We start from the raw sequence: 15719 nt of genomic DNA, 5'->3' as shown, positions 1-15719 counted from the left end.
TGGGTCTCCTTTATTCGCCGGTGGTGACGAACAGCTTGTCGATGCCGCGCAGGAACAGGCTGCCGCTGTAGACGGGCTGCTGGGTGATGCGCAGCCCGGGGAAGCGGGCGAACAGGCGGGGCAGGGCGAGCTGGCCCTCCAGCCGGGACACCGCCGAGCCGAGGCAGAAGTGCAGGCCGACGCCGAAGGCCAGCGACGGCGGGCCGGCGCGGCGCGGGTCGAACCGGTCGGGGTCGGGGAAGCGGGCCGGGTCGCGGTTGGCGGCGGCGATCAGCAGCATCACGTTCTCGCCCTCGGCGACCTTGACCCCGTGCAGGACGGTGTCGCGGGGCGCGGCCCGGGCCAGGAAGTGCACCGGGCTCTGCATGCGCAGCACCTCGTCGACGCAGCCCCGGGTCAGCTCGGCGTCGCCGGGCAGGGCGGCCGTCACCTCGGGGTGCTCCAGCAGCAGCGGCAGGCCGTTGCTGAACATGTAGACGGTGGTGACGAAGCTGGCGTTGAACAGGACGATGAGGTTGCTGATCAGCTCGTCCTCGGTGAGGTCCACCTCGCCGGAGTCGAGCGCCTCGACGAGGCCGCTGATCAGGTCCTCGCCGGGGGCGCGGCGGCGCTCGGCGATCCGCTCCCGGTAGTAGCCGCGCAGCTCGGCGGCGGCGGTGTTGGCCTTGGCCAGCCGCTCCGGGGTCGCCCCGGCCACGTCGAGGAAGTCGTCGATCCAGTCGACCCGCTCGCGGTACCAGGGCAGGTCGGCCTCGGGCAGGCCGATGAACTCGGCCATCACCAGCGCCGGGATCGGGTACGCGAAGTCGGCCACGAAGTCGACCTCGGCGCCGCCGGCGCCCGCCTCGGCCATCCGGTCCAGCAGCGTGTCGGTGACCCGGCTGATCACCGGCTCCAGGGCGCCCAGCCGGCGCGGGGTGAACGTCTTGGCGAACACCGCCCGCATCCGGGTGTGGTCGGGCGGGTTGATGAACATCATCGACGACTCGAAGGTGCGCAGGATCTCGTGCTGTTCCCAGCCGGGCGGGGACTGCTTGAGCCACTCCGGGTCGCGCAGCACCTGGTCGACGACGTCGTACCCGCCGGCGACGGCGCTGACGGTGCTGTGCTCGGGGCGGTTCGGGATCTCGCGGATCGGGCCCAGCTCGTGCAGGGCCGCGTAGAAGGGGTACGGGTTCTGCCGGCCCTGGTCGCTGTACAGGCCGGAGAGCAGCTCTTTGACGTCCACGGTGGTGCTTCCTCCCCAGGAAGTTGGCGACGGGGCGACGGGAGGAACACCCCCGCCGCCCCGCCGGTGTCACAGACCGAGCAGGCGCAGCGGCACCGCGTCGGCCATCGCCTGGTTGCCCAGGTCGTTCGGGTGGATGTGGTCACCCGAGTCGTACGCCGGCAGCAGCCGGCTCGGCTGGGCCGGGTCGCGCAGCACCTTGTCGAAGTCGAGCACCCCGTCGAACTCGTGGCTGCCACGCAGGTACGCGTTGACCGCCTGGCGGGTGGCCTCCTTCTCCGGGGTCCACACCCCCGGGTTGCCGTGCCCCTCGTACGGGGTCAGCGTGGCCACCAGGCTGGTCAGGCCGCGGGCCTTGACCTGCTGGTTGACCTGCCGCAGCGAGGCGATGATCTTCTCGGCGGAGTCGTCCGACATCCAGATGTCGTTGATGCCCAGGTGGGTCACGACGGTCCGCACGCCGGTCTGCGGGAAGACGTCCTCGTTGAGCCGGGCCAGGGCGTTCGGGCCCAGCTCGTAGTAGCCGGGGAAGCCGCCCGCGCCGGGCTCGGTGCCCTCGTGGTTGAGCCGGTTGCCGGCCAGGCTGAGGTTGAGCACGCCCGGGGTACGCACCTCGGGGCGGGCGTCGATCAGCCGGTCGGCGAGCAGGTCGGGCCAGCGCCGGTTGGTGTTGACCGTGCTGCCGTTGCCGTCGGCGATGGAGTCGCCGAGGACGACGACCGAGCCGGGGCTGAGCTTGCGCTGCACGTCCACACCGGACAGGAACATCCAGCAGCAGTCGGGGCGGATGGTGAAGCCCGTCCCGCCGGCGGCACCGGTGAGGTCGGTGGCGCCGATGAACGTGGTCTGCCGCGACTGGCCGTGGAAGGTCACCGGCCCGGTCAGCTCGGGGAAGTACAGCGTGACGACCAGGTCCTCCTGGTCACCGACCGGGAGGTCGACCGGGTCGCTGAGCAGCTCCCCGCCCTTGTTCATGGTGACCGACGCGGAGCCGTTGAAGGTCAGCTCCTTCACGGTCGGCGCGGCCACGTCCGACAGGTCCGTCGGGGTGGACGTGTCCGGCCGGGCGATGGTGGCCCGGCCGACCTTCACGGCCTGCTCGCCGTAGACGTTGCTCAGCCGCACGCGCAGCCGGGGACCGCCCACCGTGGTGTGCACGATCATCCGGATGCTCTGGTTGTTGAGGCCGGTGTTGGTCAGCCCGACCGTGTTGCCCCGGGTCACCGCGGCGGCCCAGCTGCCCGCCCACACGGGTGCGCCGGGGCGCTTCCCGGTGTCCGGGCCGGCGGTGGCCACCACGGCCGGCGCTCCCACGACCAGCGCCGTGGCCGCAGCGGCGATCACCTGCCATCTCTTCGGGGCCGTTATCAAGCGCCACTTGTTCGGAGTCGACATTGAACCTCCATGTTGGCAGCCCAGGGTCGTCCACTGACGACAGCCTCCTGGACGATGGTCCAGAAACCTAGCCGCGCCCCTGACAGGCGTCAATCAACCTGATCGACAAGATCAAATGACGTCGAGCTGCGGCCGCGCACCGATCGGCCCGGTGCCCGGCGCGGCCGGGCGGCCTACGCTCGAAGCTGGCGGCGGTGCGGTCGCCGAAGCGCGCCGCCGTCGCCGCGTCCCGGCCCCTGAGCTGCCGGGACGCTGCTCGCGGCCGGTCGACGCGGGCGCCCCGCCGGGCCGCCGCCGACCGCCGCCGGAAGCTGATGGGGGCTGGCGATGACCGACGGTGCCGACCGACCGACCACCTATGTGCACGAGGCGCTGGAGCTGTTCGCCGGCTTCGGCGACCGGGAGGCCCTGGTGGGCGGCGGACGCCGACTGACCTACCTGGACGTGGCCGCGCAGGTGCGCGGCATGGCCGGCGCGCTGACGCGCGGCGGGGTCCGCCCGGGCGCGGCCGTGCTGGTGATGCTCGGCAACGCGGTCGAGGGGCCGCTGCTGCAGCTCGCCCTGCACCTGCTGGGGTGCCGGACGATGTGGGTCGCCCCGGTCACCTCCCGCCGCGAGGTCGACGACTTCGTCCGGCTGTCCCGGCCGGAGGCGTTCGTCTACGACGCCCGCGACGGCGACGGGCTCGGGGCGCGGATCGCCGCTGACCTGGCCGGCGTGCCCGTGTTCTGCCTCGGCCCCGGCGGCGCGGGCCGCGACCTCACCGCCGCCGTGCCGGGCCCCGACCTCGCCACCGCCGATCTCGACGCGGGTGCCGGGCTGCCCGTCGACGTGCCGGAGCCGGAGTCGTTCCTGCAGACCAGCGGCACCACCGGCACCCCGAAGCTGGTGCACCACCGGGAGAGCTTCTACCGCCAGGTCCTCGCCCTCGCCGCCGGCTTCCGCTCCGGCGGAATCCCGCTGCTGCGGCACCTGTCCCACTCGCCGATGTGGCTGGCCAGCGGCCAGATCACCACCCTGGTCAACCTGTTCAGCGGCGGCGTGCTGTTCCTGCGCGAGCGGTGGGACCCGGCGGCGTTCATCGCCACCGTCGGGCGGGAACGGATCAACTCGACGTTCGTCACCCCGCCGATGCTCTACGAGGTGCTCGACCACCCCGACCTGCCCGGCGCGGACTTCTCCGCCATGTTCATGTTCAACGTGGGCGCCGGGCCCGCCGCGCCCGCCCGCCTGCGCCAGGCGATCGCCCGCTTCGGCCCGGTCCTGCGCATCGTGTACGGGCTCAGCGAGGCCGTCGTGATCACCGCCCAGCCGGGGCTGACCGAGGACCCGGAGCACCCGGAGCGGCTGCGTTCCTGCGGCAGGGCGTACGGGGACGTGGCCGTGGAGATCCGCGACGCCGACGGGGCGGTGCTGCCGGCGGGCGTCGACGGGGAGGTGTGGGTGCGCACGAAGCTCAGCTTCGCCGGCTACCACGGCCAGCCCCAGCTGACCGCCGAGACCCTCGTCGACGGCTGGGTACGCACCCGCGACATCGGCCACCTCGACGACGACGGCTACCTCTACCTCGTCGACCGGCTCGCCGACCGGATCCTCACCCGGCAGCGGAGCTGGCCGATCTACTCCCGGCCCATCGAGGACGTGCTCGCCGGGCACCCGCAGGTGCGCGCCGCCGCCGTGATCGGGGTGCCCGACGAGGTGGCCGGCGAGCTGCCGTACGCGTACGTGGTGGCGGCGCCGGGCGCGACGGTGACGGAGTCGGAGCTGATCGACCTGGTCATCGCCGAGCTGAGCGAGACGTGGGCGCCGGGCGCGGTGGAGTTCGTCGACGCGCTGCCGCTGAACCGGTCGGCCAAGGTCGACAAGCTGGCGCTGCGGGCCCGGTACGCCGCCGGCCGCCCCGCCGACCAGGTCGGCAGCCCCGCGTGACGACCGAGGCCGTCCCCGAGACCGGGGCAGAGGCCGGCGCGACGGCCGGTTCCACGGCCGGCCCGGCGGCCGTGGCGAAGGAAGGCGCCGTGGCGAAGGAAGACGCCGTGGCGAAGGAAGACGCCGTGGACCGGGAGCGGGCCGCCGCGCGGCGGGAACTGGTCACCCTCGTCGCCGCCGACCTGATCTCCAATCTGGGCAGCCGCATCTCCGTCATCGCGATCCCGTGGCTGGTGCTGACCACCACGGGCAGCCCGGCGAAGATGGGCATCGTCGCGGCGGCGGAGTTCCTGCCGTACATGCTGTCGAGTTCCCTGGCCACGCCGTGGGCGGACCGGTTCGGGGTGCGCCGTACGTCCATCGTGGTGGACGCCGCGAGCGCGGCGGCCGTGGCGGTGGTGGCGATGACCCCGTGGCTCGGCTTCGGGGCGCTGGTCGCCCTCGTCGCGGTGGCCGGCGGGCTGCGCGGCATCGGCGACCGGGTCAAGCACGTCATGTTCCGGCCGGCGGCGCAGCGCGCCGGGGTGCAGCTGATCCGGCTCACCTCCGCCTACGACGGCCTGGCCCGGGGCGTCACCCTCTTCGGCGCGGTGATCGGGGGCCTGCTCATCGACTGGGTCGGGGTGACCCGGGCCATCTGGATCGATGCGGGCACCTTCGCGCTCTGCGCGCTGCTGGTCGGGCTGCTGGTGCGCCCGCCGGCCGCCGACGCGCCGGCCGCCCCCCGGGAGAGCTACTTCCGGGCCCTGCGCACCGGGTTCGCCTACCTGCGCACCGACCGGGTGCTGCTCGCCATGCTGCTGGTGGTCTCCGCGCTGAACATGATGGCCGCCGCCAACACGGCCGTGTGGATCCCCGTCTGGGTACGCGACGTGCTCGGCGACCCGGCCGGCTTCGGCCTGGTGCTGGGGGTGTTCGGCGCGGGGGCGCTGCTGGGCAACGTGGTGTTCACGATGGTCGGCCCGAGGCTGCCCCGCACGCTCGTCTTCGCCGTCGGCGCGGCGATGAGCGGCGCGCCCCGGCTGCTGACCATGGCGGTCACCGATCACCTCGTGGTGGTGCTGGTGGTGACGTTCCTGTCCGGCATCGGCATCGCCGCCGTCAACCCGCTGCTGGGGGCGACGCTCTACGAGCGGGTGCCCGACGCGTTGCAGACCCGGGTGCTCGGCATCGCCGGCTCGCTGGCGTTCGTCGGCCTGCCCGTCGGCGCGCTGCTGGGCGGCTGGTCGGTCGCCGTCCTGGGCCTCAAGCCGGCGCTGCTGGTGATGGCGGTGCTGTGCGCGGTGCTGACCGTGGGGCCGCTGCTCGCCGGTCCGCTGCGCGCGGGCCGGTCGCGCCCGGCCCCGGCCGCCCCGCCGGCCGCGCCGCCCGCCGGGTAGGGGACTGCTCGGCATGTCGGGCTGGTGGCGGTGTCCGGCCGCCGGGATACCGCCACCTGCCCGACATGGCTTCCTCGCATGTTCGCCCCGCGTCCGCCCCGCGTTCTCCGGCGGGCCCGCGTCGCGTCGGGTGGTGCGCCTACCGTGGCCGGTCGGGTCGCACCGACTGCCTCCCCGGGCGCGACCGGACCGGCGACCCGCGAGGAGAACCATGCCGTCATCGACCGACAGCCCGGTGGCCACCGCCCGGCTCGGCACCGTGCGCCGGATCGGCGACGCCGCCGGGCACAACGCCTTCACCGATTTGGTCCGTCATCGGGGCCGGTGGCTGTGCGCGTACCGGGAGGGCGCCGGGCACCTCTCCACCGACGGCGCGATCCGGGTGCTCGCCTCCGCCGACGGGCGGGACTGGTCCCCGGTCGCCCGGCTGGAGCGGGCGGCCACCGACCTGCGCGATCCCCGGTTCGTGACCCGGCCCGACGGCCGGCTGCAACTGCTCGCCGCGGCGGTCACCACGGCGGAGGACGGCGCAGCCACCACGGTGGGAGACGACGCGGCCACCACCGCGGAGGACGGCGCGGCCACCGGCGACACGACGGGGCAAGCGGCCGGGCGCGGCGCGGCGCCGGCGAAGGCCTTCCGCACGCTGACCTGGCTGTCGGCCGACGGGCAGCGCTGGGGCGAGCCGATGCCGGTCGGCGAGCGCGACATCTGGGTGTGGCAGGCGGCCTGGCACGGCGGGGCCATGTACGGCATCGGGTACGCCACCCGGGAGCCCCGGTTCGTCCGCCTCTACCGCAGCGGCGACGGGCTCGACCTGCAGCCGGTCGTCGACACCCTCTTCCTCGGCGGCTACCCCAACGAGTCCGGGCTGGTCTTCGGCCCCGACGGCACCGCCACCTGCCTGCTGCGCCGCGACCGGGAGGCGGCCACCGCCCAGCTCGGGCGGGCCCGCCCGCCGTACCGGCACTGGGCGTGGACCGACCTCGGGGTGCGGGTGGGCGGGCCGGCCCTGCTCGGGCTGCCCGACGGCCGCCTCGTCGCCGGGGTACGCCTGCTCGACGGCGGCCCGCGCACCGCCGTCTGCGCCGTCGATCCGCACCGGGGCGTCCTGACCGAGCTGGTGGCGCTGCCCTCCGGCGGCGACTGCGGCTACCCGGGGCTGGACTGGCACGACGGGGTGCTGCGGGTCAGCTACTACTCCTCCCACGAGGAGCGGACCTGCGTGTACCTGGCCGAGGTGACGCTCGACGGGTAGGGGTGTCGACGCGGCGGGCGGGTCGGCTACCGTGCCGATCATGCCGGCGAGCCGCACCGAAGCCACCGACCCGTACTGCCTGCGCGCGGGCGAGAGCGCGCGGCTGCTCGCCGGGCACCCGTGGCGGCGGTTCGTGGTGCTCGGCGACAGCGTCGCCGAGGGGCTGTGCGAGCCCGTCGACGGGTACCCGGAGGTGCAGTGGGCCGACCGGATCGCCGCCGAGCTGGATGCGGCCCGCCCCGGGCTGGCGTACCTCAATCTGGGGTTGCGGGGGCTGCGGGCGCACGAGGTCCGCGCCACCCAGCTCGCCCCGGCGGTGGAGTTCGGCCCGGACCTGGCGCTGGTGGTGTGCGGCGGCAACGACGCGTTCCGCTCCGCCTACGACGCGGACGCCGTCGACGCGGAGCTGGCCGCCATGGTCGCCGGGTTGCAGGAGGCGGGGGCGGACGTGGTGACGGTGGGCATGTTCGACGTGTCGCACAGCCCGGCGGTGCCGGCGCGGCTGCGGGAGAGCCTGGGCGAGCGGATGCGCCGGCTGGCGACGCACACCCGGGCCCTGGGCGAGCGGCTCGGCACCCTGCACGTGCACCTGACCGACCACCCGGCGGTGGCCGACCCGACGCTGTACAGCGGCGACGGGCGGCACGGCAGCGCCCGCAGCGACGCCATCGCCGCCGCCGAGACGGTCCGCCGCCTGGGTGCGCACCTGGCCGCGTCCGGCCCGCGCTGACGCCGGACGCGGCACGCACGCCGGGTCAGGTCAGCGCGGCCACGGCCGCCACCAGGCCCGCCAGGAGGACGCCGAGCAGCGCCACCGCCGCCGGACCGCGCCGGTCGGCGGGGAGCCAGGGGAACAGCCGGGACAGCCGGCCGAGCAGGGCCAGCGGCGGAGCGGCCCGCCACACGTCGCGCTCGACCGTGCGGCCGGCGAAGGCGGTGACCCCGGGCAGGTGCCCGACGGCGCGCAGCAGCGGGCCGGCCATGCGGCGGCTGTGGGGCCGGGGCGGTGTGCGGCCGGCGACGACCGCCGCGAGCGCCGAACGCAGGCTGCGCTCGTCGTTGGCCCAGTGGGTGCGGTGGCGCACGACGCCGCCGGGGTCGATCAGGTACGCGGAGTTCGGCTTCGGGCTCATCGCCCGGTGCAGCCGCCCGTCGACGTCGTCGACGGCGACCTCGAACGGCACGCCGTGCCGGTCGCGCAGTTCCTCGGCGTGCGCCCGCTTCTCCCCGGCCGTGCGCGGCTGCCCGAACACGTCCCCGGGGTGGGCCTCGCGGGTGTTGACGAGCACGAACCGGACGCGGTCGGCGTACTCGTCGTACAGCCGGCGCAGCACCGGACCGGCGCTCTCGGTCACCGGGCAGGTGCGGGAGCCGAAGACCAGCAGCACGGGCCGGGGGCCGAGGTCGCCGCTGCGGAACCGGCCGCCGTCCAGGGTGGGCAGGTCGAAGGCGGGCACCGGGTCCCCGGCACCGGGGGCGTCGCGACCGAAGGTCAGGTCGTCCACCAGGAGCCGGACGGTGAACCGGTCGAACCGGTAGGCGGCGCCGGCGTCGGGGCGGGTGGGGGCGGTGGCGCGCGGGAGGTGGGGCATGGGGGTTCCTTCCGAAGGGGCGAGACAGTTGACTGTTCGGTCAAGTACGGGCGCGCGCGAAGCCCGCCGTCGCGGGGACGGCGGGTCAGCCGGCGGGACGCAGCAGCAGGCGCACGCCCTCGGCGGCGGTGGCGACGTGCGCCGGCTGGTCGTGCACCTTCGCCAGCAGCGCCATGCCCTGCAGGTAGGCCAGCACCCGGCGCGCCGCGACGCCCGGGTCGACGGCCCGGTCGAGCTGGCCGCGAGCGCGGGCCTCACGGATGGCGTCGGCGAAGTAGCCGGCCCACTCGTCGAGGATGGCCGCCGCCCGCTCGCGGCCCGGCCCGGGTTGCGCCGCCAGCTCGAGGGTCAACCCGCCCAGGGGGCAGCCCGGGGTGGCCCCCATCCGCTCGCGCGCCAACTCCAGGTTGCGGGCGAAGCCGCGCACGAACAGGTCGATCCGCTCCAGCGGCCCGACCTCCGCCTGGAACGCCTCGTCGAGCAGCGCCCGCATCAGCGCCCAGTTGGCCTCCAGCACCGCCAGGCCGAGGGCCTCCTTGGAGGGGAAGAAGTGGTAGAGGCTGCCCCGGTGCACCCCGGCGGCCGTGCAGATGTCGTCGATGCTCACCTCGGCCAGGGAGGCCCCGTGCACCAGGTCACGGGCGACCCTGACCAGCCTGTCACGCGTGTCCCGCGCCATGCCGCACCCACTTTCTTGACCGTACGGTCAACAGCGTAGGCGGCTCTTGACCGCACGGTCAAGAATCGCGGCGACGGTCGGGGCGGCTGCCGTCGCGGCAACCGCCCCGCCGCGGTCAGTCGGTGAGCAGGATGCCGGTGAGCAGGACCCCGCGCGCGAGGTTGAGCACGCTGTCGCAGCCGGGGAAGCCAACCCGGGCCAGGCCGCCCGAGCCGGTGCGGCCGAACAGGTAGGGCGCGAGGCTGTACGGGACGTCGGCGGTGACCGTCTCCCCCGTCTCCATCCGCACGAAGTCCATCGCCACCCGGTCGGCCGGCATGTACTCCTGGAGGATGTAGCCGCCCTCGTCGAGGGCGGCGCGCAGCCCCTCCTCCCACTGCTGCGGGTCGGTCTCGCGGCCCAGCAGCACGCCGATGCCGGCGGAGCCGTCGGCGGGCTTGGCGACCAGGTCGTGCTGGTCGGCCAGCGCCCGGGGCAGCTCGGCGGCGGTGAGGGCGGTGGTGCGGGGGACGTACCGGCGCACGAGCGCCTGGTCGGCCTCGGGCAGGGTGTCGAGATCCTCCCACAGCCAGGCGAAGTTGATCTTGTTGCCGAGCAGCCAGGCGGCGGAGCTGACGAACATCGGCAGGGTGCCGGCGGCGAGGGCACCGGCGACCGCGTCCAGGCCCGCACTGGCGTGCACCCGGTTGGGCACGAAGAGCCGGAACAGCGCGTCCACCGGGGCGCCGTCGACGACGAGCCGCTTGTCCTCGTCCAGGGTCGCCAGCTTGAGCTGGGCGATGACCAGGTCGATGCCGAAGTGGCGGGCCCGGTCGGCCAGCGGGGACAGGATCCGGATGAAGTCGTCCGGCGTCTCCAGGCCCGGGTAGTCGGCGTCGAAGTCCAGCAGCAGCGCCACCCGGGCCCCGTCGGCCAGCCCCAGCTCGTCGCGGATCGCCACGAACCGCTGGTCCAGCAGGGACGGGGCGGGCCGCACCGCCAGCCCGTCGAGGATGCCCCGCTCGGCGTAGAGCTTCGCGTACCGGTAGACGACCGTGTCGGCGTCGAAGCCGCCGCCGAGGCTGCTGTCGATGTTGTACTCGACGAACTTCGGCACCCCGCCGGAGATCAGCACGTCCGGCCGGTACGCGGCCAGCAGCGCCTCCGACAGCACCTCGTCGGTGTCGAGCAGCTTCGTCTCCTCCGCCGGCACCCCGAGCAGCCGGGTCAGCTCCCCGGCGGTGCGGGCCCGCCGCTGGCACGACTCCAGGATGAGCTGGGCGAGCCGGTCGCACACCTCGTTCAGCTCGCGGAACGCGTCCGCCGGCATCACCGGGGGCCGGGCCAGCCGCCACGTCTGGTTGTACGTCGCGCAGCCGTAGAAGATCTCCTTCCACGCGCCCGCCCCGGCGGCCACCATCGCCGCGCGGGTCGACTCCGGCAGGTCGTTCCACGCCTGGTCCAGCGGCGGCCACGGGTAGTTGGGGTCGATCATCACTCGTCCTTCATGGTGAGTTGGATGGCGGCGGTGAGCTGCTCGCGGCCGGGCTGCACGGCCCGGTCCAGCGCCGGGGCGAACGGCAGCACCGCGCCGTCGGGGCGGGTGACCCGCCGGGGCGGCGCGAGCAGCCGCACCCGTTCCACCACGGTCGCGATGATCTCCCCGGCGATGCCGCAGGACCGGTTGGAGTCGTCGACCACGACCAGCCGCCCGGTGCGGGCCACGGACGCGGTCAGCCCGTCCCAGTCGAACGGGTAGAGCGTGCGCGGGTCGAAGACCTCCACCGACACCTGGTCGGCCAGCTCCTCGGCCACGGCGAGCGCGTCGTGCACCAGGTGCCCGACGGCGACCACCGTCACGTCGTCGCCGGCCCGGTGCACCCGCCCCCGACCGATCGGCACCGGGGCCAGGGCGGCGAAGTCCACGTCGGCGCGCACGTCCATCGCCCCGGCCGGCGCGAACACCACCACCGGGTCGACGTGCCGGATCGCCGAGACCAGCAGCCCGTACGCGTCGGCCGGGGTGGCCGGGACCACGGTGGTCACCCCGACGTGGGCGAACAGGCTGTACGGATGGTCGGAGTGCTGCCCCGCCCACCCCGTGCGCGAGCCGGAGCCCGGCACCAGGTAGGTGACCGGCACCTCGGCCTGCCCGCCCGTCATCAGCGGGAACTTGTGCGCGTGGTTGACGATCTGCTCGAAGACCAGGAACAGCAGGGACGGGATCTGGAACTCCACCACCGGGCGCAACCCGGCCAGGGCCGCGCCGGTGGCGAAGCTGGTGAACGCCTGCTCCGACAGCGGGGTGTCCACCACCCGGTCCGGCCCGAACCGCTTCAGCAGCCCGGCGGTGACGTTCGAGGCGGCCACCCGGATGTCCTCGCCGAGCAGGAACACCGACTCGTCGCGGGCCATCTCGTCGGCCAGGGCCCGGGTGAGGGCTTTGCGGTACGACAGCCGTGGCATCAGCCACCTCCCGTCCGGGCGACCAGCCCGCTGGCGTACAGGTGCGCCAGCGCGCCGGCCGGGTCGGGCTCGGGGCTGGCCAGGGCGAACTCCAGGGCCGCGTCGAGGGTCGCCTCGACGTCGGCGTCGACGGCGGCCCGGTCCACCTCGGACAGCCGGGCGCCCTGGATGTCGACCGGGTCGCGGGACCGGCCGGCGGCCACCTCCTGCGGCGCGCGGTAGTCGAGGCGTACCGCGTGCTCGAAGGTGTGGTGGGCGTCGAACCGGTAGGTGCGGGCCTCGATCAGCTCCGGCCCGCCCCCGGCGCGCATCCGGGCGACGGCGGCGGCCGTGGCGTCGCGTACCGCCTCGGGGTCCTGGCCGTCGACGACGGCCGCCGGCATGCCGAACGCCTCGGCGCGGCCGGGGATCGTGCCGGCCACCGCGCCCTCGACGGGCATGGTGGTGGCGTAGCCGTTGTTCTCGCAGACGAACAGCACCGGCACCCGCCACAGCGCGGCCAGGTTGAACGCCTCCAGCAGCATGCCCTCGTTGACCGCGCCGTCGCCGAAGAAGGTGGCCCCGACGAGGTCGTCGCCGCGCCGCCGACGCGCCCACACCGCTCCGGTGAGGATCGCGCCGGCGGCACCGACGATGGCGTTCGCGCCGAGCACCCCGACGGCGAGGTCGGCGGCGTGCATGGAGCCGCCGCGGCCCCGGTTGAGCCCGGTCTCGCGGCCCAGCAGCTCGGCGAGCATGCGGGCCGGGTCGGCCCCCTTGGCGAGCACGTGGCCGTGCCCGCGGTGGGTGCCGGTGACCAGGTCGTCGTCGCGCAGCGCCGCGCAGACCCCGGCGGCGATCCCCTCCTGACCGAGGTACGGGTGGATGCCGCCGACGATCGCCCCGGCGCGGACCAGGTCGACGGCCCGCTCCTCGAACCGGCGGATCAGCCGCACCGTGCGGTACAGCCGGACGGGATCGTCGCGGGTCACGCCGGGCGACCCTCCTTGATCGCGGCGAGGATGTCGTCCCAGAGCTGCGCGCGGGCGGTGAGCGCCAGGTTGACCGTGTCGGCGCACTCCTGCCACTTGGTGTCGTCGTCGCCGCACAGGTCGGCGAGCATCTGCATGGCCATCGGGGTGTGCTGCTCCCCGTCGACCTCGATGTGCCGCTCCAGGTAGTCGACGAACGTGTGCAGCTTCTGGCTGCGCTCGTTGACTGCGACGACCTGGGTGAACATGTCGGGGATCAGGTCCTCGCGGCCGAACGCGAACGCCGCCGCCTGGCAGTGCACCGGCGTCGACTCGATGATCTTCCAGGTGGTGGCGGCGAACGCCGCCGACGGGCCGGGCACGCCGGCCTTCACCAGCGCCTCGGTCACCGGCGTGCCGGCGCGCAGCAGGTCGACCAGCGCGTCCACGGCGCCGGTGTCGGCCCCCGCCTCGGCCATGCCCCGCACGTACAGCTCGAAGTGGCTGATGTAGCCCTCGCCGAGCTCGTCGCTCTCCTCCACCATCACGATGTCGTTGATCAGCCGCCGGCTGCCGGTCGGGCCGGTGGGGATCCACGGCACGTCCACGCAGGTGAGCTGCCGCTGCAGCGACTTCAGCAGGGACATGAAGTCCCAGACCGCGAAGACGTGGTGCTCCATGAAGGTCACCAGCGCCTCGTGGGTGTCCAGGTTGGCGTAGAGGGGGTGCTTGACCACCACGTCGCGGCGGTCGGTCACCGCCTGCTCCAACCGCTCGATGCCCGGGTGCGTCTTACCCCAGTCGTACCGTGACATTGTCAGCCTCCCTGCTGGGCGCGGTCGCGCCAGATGACCGGGCAGAAGTCGGGGTCCGCGTAGTCCGGCCGCCCGTCGTGGGTGCGGCGGACCAGCACGTCGTGGTTGTACGCGGCGAGGGTGCCGTCGGAGAGCGGGAACTCCCGGTAGGCGTTCGCGCCGTCCTGCAGGTGCAGCGAGATCGCCCGGCGTGGGCGACCGCTGACGTTCGCGCCGCTGCCGTGGTAGGTGCGGCAGTGGTGGAAACTCACGTGTCCCTTGGGGATCACCATGGGGATCTTGCGGATCTGGGCGCCGTTGTGCGCGGCGTTGCGGGCCAGCATCTCCTCGAGCTGGTCGCGGTCGCGCTCGGCGAAGTGCCGCACGACGGTGTCGTCGGCCCCGATCTCCTTCCACCGGTGCGACCCGTCGACCATGGTGATCGTGCCCATCTCCTCGCCACAGTCGTGGAACGGGATGAACGCGGTGAGCATGTCCTCCGACGACGAGGACGACCAGTAGTGCTTGTCGAAGTGCCAGGGCACGATGTTCGACGGCTCGCCGTCGATCGGCGGCTTGTAGATCAGCGTGGACTGGAACACCCGGATCTCGGCGGCCCGCGCGAGCCGGGCGGCGACCGCCCCGAGCAGCGGCTTGCGCAGGATCGCGGCGATCCCGTCGTGCTCGTAGTGGACGTAGTCGTTGTGCCGCTGCACCGGGCCCTTCGACGGGTCCCAGTAGGCGAGCTTCGGCGGGCGCACCGGCAGGGTGCGGTCCCGCTCGCCGTCGTAGTACCGGTCGGTGGCCGCCACGAGGGCGTCCACCTCCTCGTCGGTGAACAGCTTCTTCGACAGGTACCAGCCGTGCTCGGCGTAGTGCCGCACGTCCTCGTCGGACGGCAGCAGCGCCTCCTCCTGCGCGGTCAGCGCCGGGTGGATCTGTGTGGTGGTCATGCCCCAACCCCTTGTGCCGTGCCGGCCGCGACGGCGGGGGTCGCCCCCGCCGCGGCCAGCTCCCGTTCCTTGGCCTCGTAGAGGGCCTTGATGTTGCCGCTGCCGAAAGTCAGCGCCCCGCGTCGCTCGATGAGTTCGAGGAAGAGGGTGCGCCGCACGTGCATCGACTCGGTGAAGATCTGCAACAGCTGGCCGCCGTGGTCGCGGTCGACCAGGATGCTCAGCTCGCGCAGCCGGTCCAGCGGCGCGTCGACCGGGCCGACCCGCCGTTCCAGGTCGTCGTAGTAGGCCCCGGGGGTGCCGGCGAACCGGACGCCCCGGGAACGCAGCGCACCGACGGCGGTGACGATGTCGTCGGTGCGCAGCCCCAGGTGCTGCACGCCGGCACCGGCGTGCTCGGTGAGGAACGCGTCGATCTGCCCCGGCCGGTGGCTGCGGTCCGGCTCCAGCAGCACCAGGGTGACCTGCCCCGACGGGCTCTGCACCACGGTGGAGTTCATCGCCTGCCCGGCGACCTCCACGTGTTCGGTGAAGATCTGCGCGAAGCCGAAGACCCGCTCGTAGTGGGCGACGGTCGCGTCGAGCTGCCCCGGCGGCACGCAGATCGCCAGGTGGTCGATCTCCGCGAGCAGGCCGTCGTCGCCGGCCAGCTCGGTGGGCTCGGTGGTCTCGAACGCGCCGGGCAGGAACTCGCGCCGGTCGCCCCGGCGCTCCACCAGCCGGTGCAGCACGTCGCCGAAGCCGGCCACCTCGGCGGTGACGACCTCGGCGTCCGCGCCGGTGAAGGTGGCCGGCGGCGTCACCGGCGTCGCCCCCCGGCCCACCAGCTCCGCGTACGCCCCGGCGGCGTCGTCGACCTCCAGCGCCACCACGGCGATGCCGTCGCCGTGCCGCTGCACGTACGCCGACGCCCGGTGCCCGGCGGTCAGCCCGGAGGTGAGCACCATCCGGATGTCGGCCTGGCGCAGCAGCAGCGACCGCTGCCCCGCCAACCCGGTCTCGGGGCCGCCCTGCCCGGCCAGACGGAACCCGACGGCGGTGCCGAAGTAGAAGGCGGCCTGCCGGGCGTCCCCCACGAAGAGTTCGATGTGATCTATAGAACGGATGTCCATTTACC

Annotated in this window: 14 protein-coding genes; 4 read left to right on the top strand and 10 right to left on the bottom strand. The window is 74.1% G+C overall.

Features of this window, described 5'->3' with window-relative positions:
* Nucleotides 1-10 precede the first annotated feature (10 nt).
* Together LPA42_RS00335 and LPA42_RS00330 are read right to left on the bottom strand one after the other, a co-directional pair.
* On the bottom strand, nucleotides 11-1228 hold the full coding sequence (locus LPA42_RS00335) for a cytochrome P450 (protein ID WP_077940070.1): 1218 nt from the start codon (nucleotides 1226-1228) through the stop codon (nucleotides 11-13).
* 69 nt (nucleotides 1229-1297) lie between these two features.
* Nucleotides 1298-2569, bottom strand: a complete 1272-nt coding sequence (locus LPA42_RS00330) for an SGNH/GDSL hydrolase family protein (protein ID WP_077940077.1) — start codon at nucleotides 2567-2569, stop codon at nucleotides 1298-1300.
* 381 nt (nucleotides 2570-2950) lie between these two features.
* On the opposite strand from LPA42_RS00330, the gene LPA42_RS00325 reads away from it, so the two are divergent.
* From LPA42_RS00325 to LPA42_RS00310, 4 genes are all read left to right on the top strand, one after another.
* A complete protein-coding gene (locus tag LPA42_RS00325) occupies nucleotides 2951-4552 on the top strand; it encodes an AMP-binding protein (RefSeq protein WP_077940069.1) in 1602 nt (533 codons plus the stop codon).
* 89 nt (nucleotides 4553-4641) lie between these two features.
* Nucleotides 4642-5931, top strand: a complete 1290-nt coding sequence (locus LPA42_RS00320) for an MFS transporter (RefSeq protein WP_228986210.1) — start codon at nucleotides 4642-4644, stop codon at nucleotides 5929-5931.
* A 211-nt stretch (nucleotides 5932-6142) separates the two neighbouring features.
* Nucleotides 6143-7189 (top strand): exo-alpha-sialidase, encoded by a 1047-nt coding sequence (locus LPA42_RS00315; RefSeq protein ID WP_228986209.1) that lies wholly within the window; start codon nucleotides 6143-6145, stop codon nucleotides 7187-7189.
* Between the two features lie 40 nt (nucleotides 7190-7229).
* A complete protein-coding gene (locus LPA42_RS00310; RefSeq protein WP_077940068.1) occupies nucleotides 7230-7919 on the top strand; it encodes an SGNH/GDSL hydrolase family protein in 690 nt (229 codons plus the stop codon).
* Between the two features lie 25 nt (nucleotides 7920-7944).
* On the opposite strand, the gene LPA42_RS00305 is transcribed toward LPA42_RS00310, so the two are convergent.
* From LPA42_RS00305 to hppD, 8 genes are all read right to left on the bottom strand, one after another.
* Entirely contained in the window at nucleotides 7945-8781 is an 837-nt protein-coding gene (locus LPA42_RS00305) for a redoxin domain-containing protein (RefSeq protein ID WP_228986208.1), read from the bottom strand.
* A gap of 85 nt (nucleotides 8782-8866) precedes the next feature.
* Complete coding sequence (locus LPA42_RS00300; RefSeq protein ID WP_077940063.1) at nucleotides 8867-9460, bottom strand: TetR/AcrR family transcriptional regulator; 594 nt, start codon at nucleotides 9458-9460, stop codon at nucleotides 8867-8869.
* A gap of 115 nt (nucleotides 9461-9575) precedes the next feature.
* Entirely contained in the window at nucleotides 9576-10934 is a 1359-nt protein-coding gene (locus tag LPA42_RS00295) for a hypothetical protein (protein ID WP_176734229.1), read from the bottom strand.
* Nucleotides 10934-11905 carry an alpha-ketoacid dehydrogenase subunit beta gene (locus tag LPA42_RS00290; RefSeq protein ID WP_077940062.1) on the bottom strand — a complete coding sequence of 324 codons (972 nt, stop codon included), beginning with the start codon at nucleotides 11903-11905 and terminating at the stop codon, nucleotides 10934-10936. The genes LPA42_RS00295 and LPA42_RS00290 overlap by 1 nt, the downstream gene beginning before the upstream one ends.
* A complete protein-coding gene (locus LPA42_RS00285) occupies nucleotides 11905-12876 on the bottom strand; it encodes a thiamine pyrophosphate-dependent dehydrogenase E1 component subunit alpha (protein ID WP_077940061.1) in 972 nt (323 codons plus the stop codon). The genes LPA42_RS00290 and LPA42_RS00285 overlap by 1 nt, the downstream gene beginning before the upstream one ends.
* A complete protein-coding gene (locus LPA42_RS00280; RefSeq protein ID WP_074477223.1) occupies nucleotides 12873-13670 on the bottom strand; it encodes a DUF3050 domain-containing protein in 798 nt (265 codons plus the stop codon). The genes LPA42_RS00285 and LPA42_RS00280 overlap by 4 nt, the downstream gene beginning before the upstream one ends.
* Nucleotides 13671-13672: 2 nt before the next feature.
* A complete protein-coding gene (locus LPA42_RS00275) occupies nucleotides 13673-14602 on the bottom strand; it encodes a phytanoyl-CoA dioxygenase family protein (protein WP_043968893.1) in 930 nt (309 codons plus the stop codon).
* The gene (gene hppD / locus LPA42_RS00270) at nucleotides 14599-15714 is read right to left on the bottom strand and encodes a 4-hydroxyphenylpyruvate dioxygenase (protein WP_077940060.1); all 1116 of its coding nucleotides are present in this window, start codon (nucleotides 15712-15714) and stop codon (nucleotides 14599-14601) included. The genes LPA42_RS00275 and hppD overlap by 4 nt, the downstream gene beginning before the upstream one ends.
* Nucleotides 15715-15719: the final 5 nt, after the last annotated feature.

Origin of the sequence: Micromonospora sp. DH13, from assembly GCF_020873825.1 — a bacterium.
Lineage (GTDB): Bacteria > Actinomycetota > Actinomycetes > Mycobacteriales > Micromonosporaceae > Micromonospora > Micromonospora haikouensis.
This window is presented reverse-complemented; position numbering and strand designations above follow the sequence as displayed.

What these genes read in the sequence shown, in the direction of transcription:
- LPA42_RS00295 (WP_176734229.1), bottom strand. Translation starts at nt 10,934, where the DNA reads ATGATCGACCCCAACTACCCGTGGCCGCCGCTGGACCAGGCGTGGAAC.
- LPA42_RS00275 (WP_043968893.1), bottom strand. Translation starts at nt 14,602, where the DNA reads ATGACCACCACACAGATCCACCCGGCGCTGACCGCGCAGGAGGAGGCG.
- LPA42_RS00300 (WP_077940063.1), bottom strand. Translation starts at nt 9,460, where the DNA reads ATGGCGCGGGACACGCGTGACAGGCTGGTCAGGGTCGCCCGTGACCTG.
- LPA42_RS00290 (WP_077940062.1), bottom strand. Translation starts at nt 11,905, where the DNA reads ATGCCACGGCTGTCGTACCGCAAAGCCCTCACCCGGGCCCTGGCCGAC.
- LPA42_RS00280 (WP_074477223.1), bottom strand. Translation starts at nt 13,670, where the DNA reads ATGTCACGGTACGACTGGGGTAAGACGCACCCGGGCATCGAGCGGTTG.
- LPA42_RS00325 (WP_077940069.1), top strand. Translation starts at nt 2,951, where the DNA reads ATGACCGACGGTGCCGACCGACCGACCACCTATGTGCACGAGGCGCTG.
- LPA42_RS00310 (WP_077940068.1), top strand. Translation starts at nt 7,230, where the DNA reads ATGCCGGCGAGCCGCACCGAAGCCACCGACCCGTACTGCCTGCGCGCG.
- LPA42_RS00305 (WP_228986208.1), bottom strand. Translation starts at nt 8,781, where the DNA reads ATGCCCCACCTCCCGCGCGCCACCGCCCCCACCCGCCCCGACGCCGGC.
- hppD (WP_077940060.1), bottom strand. Translation starts at nt 15,714, where the DNA reads ATGGACATCCGTTCTATAGATCACATCGAACTCTTCGTGGGGGACGCC.
- LPA42_RS00315 (WP_228986209.1), top strand. Translation starts at nt 6,143, where the DNA reads ATGCCGTCATCGACCGACAGCCCGGTGGCCACCGCCCGGCTCGGCACC.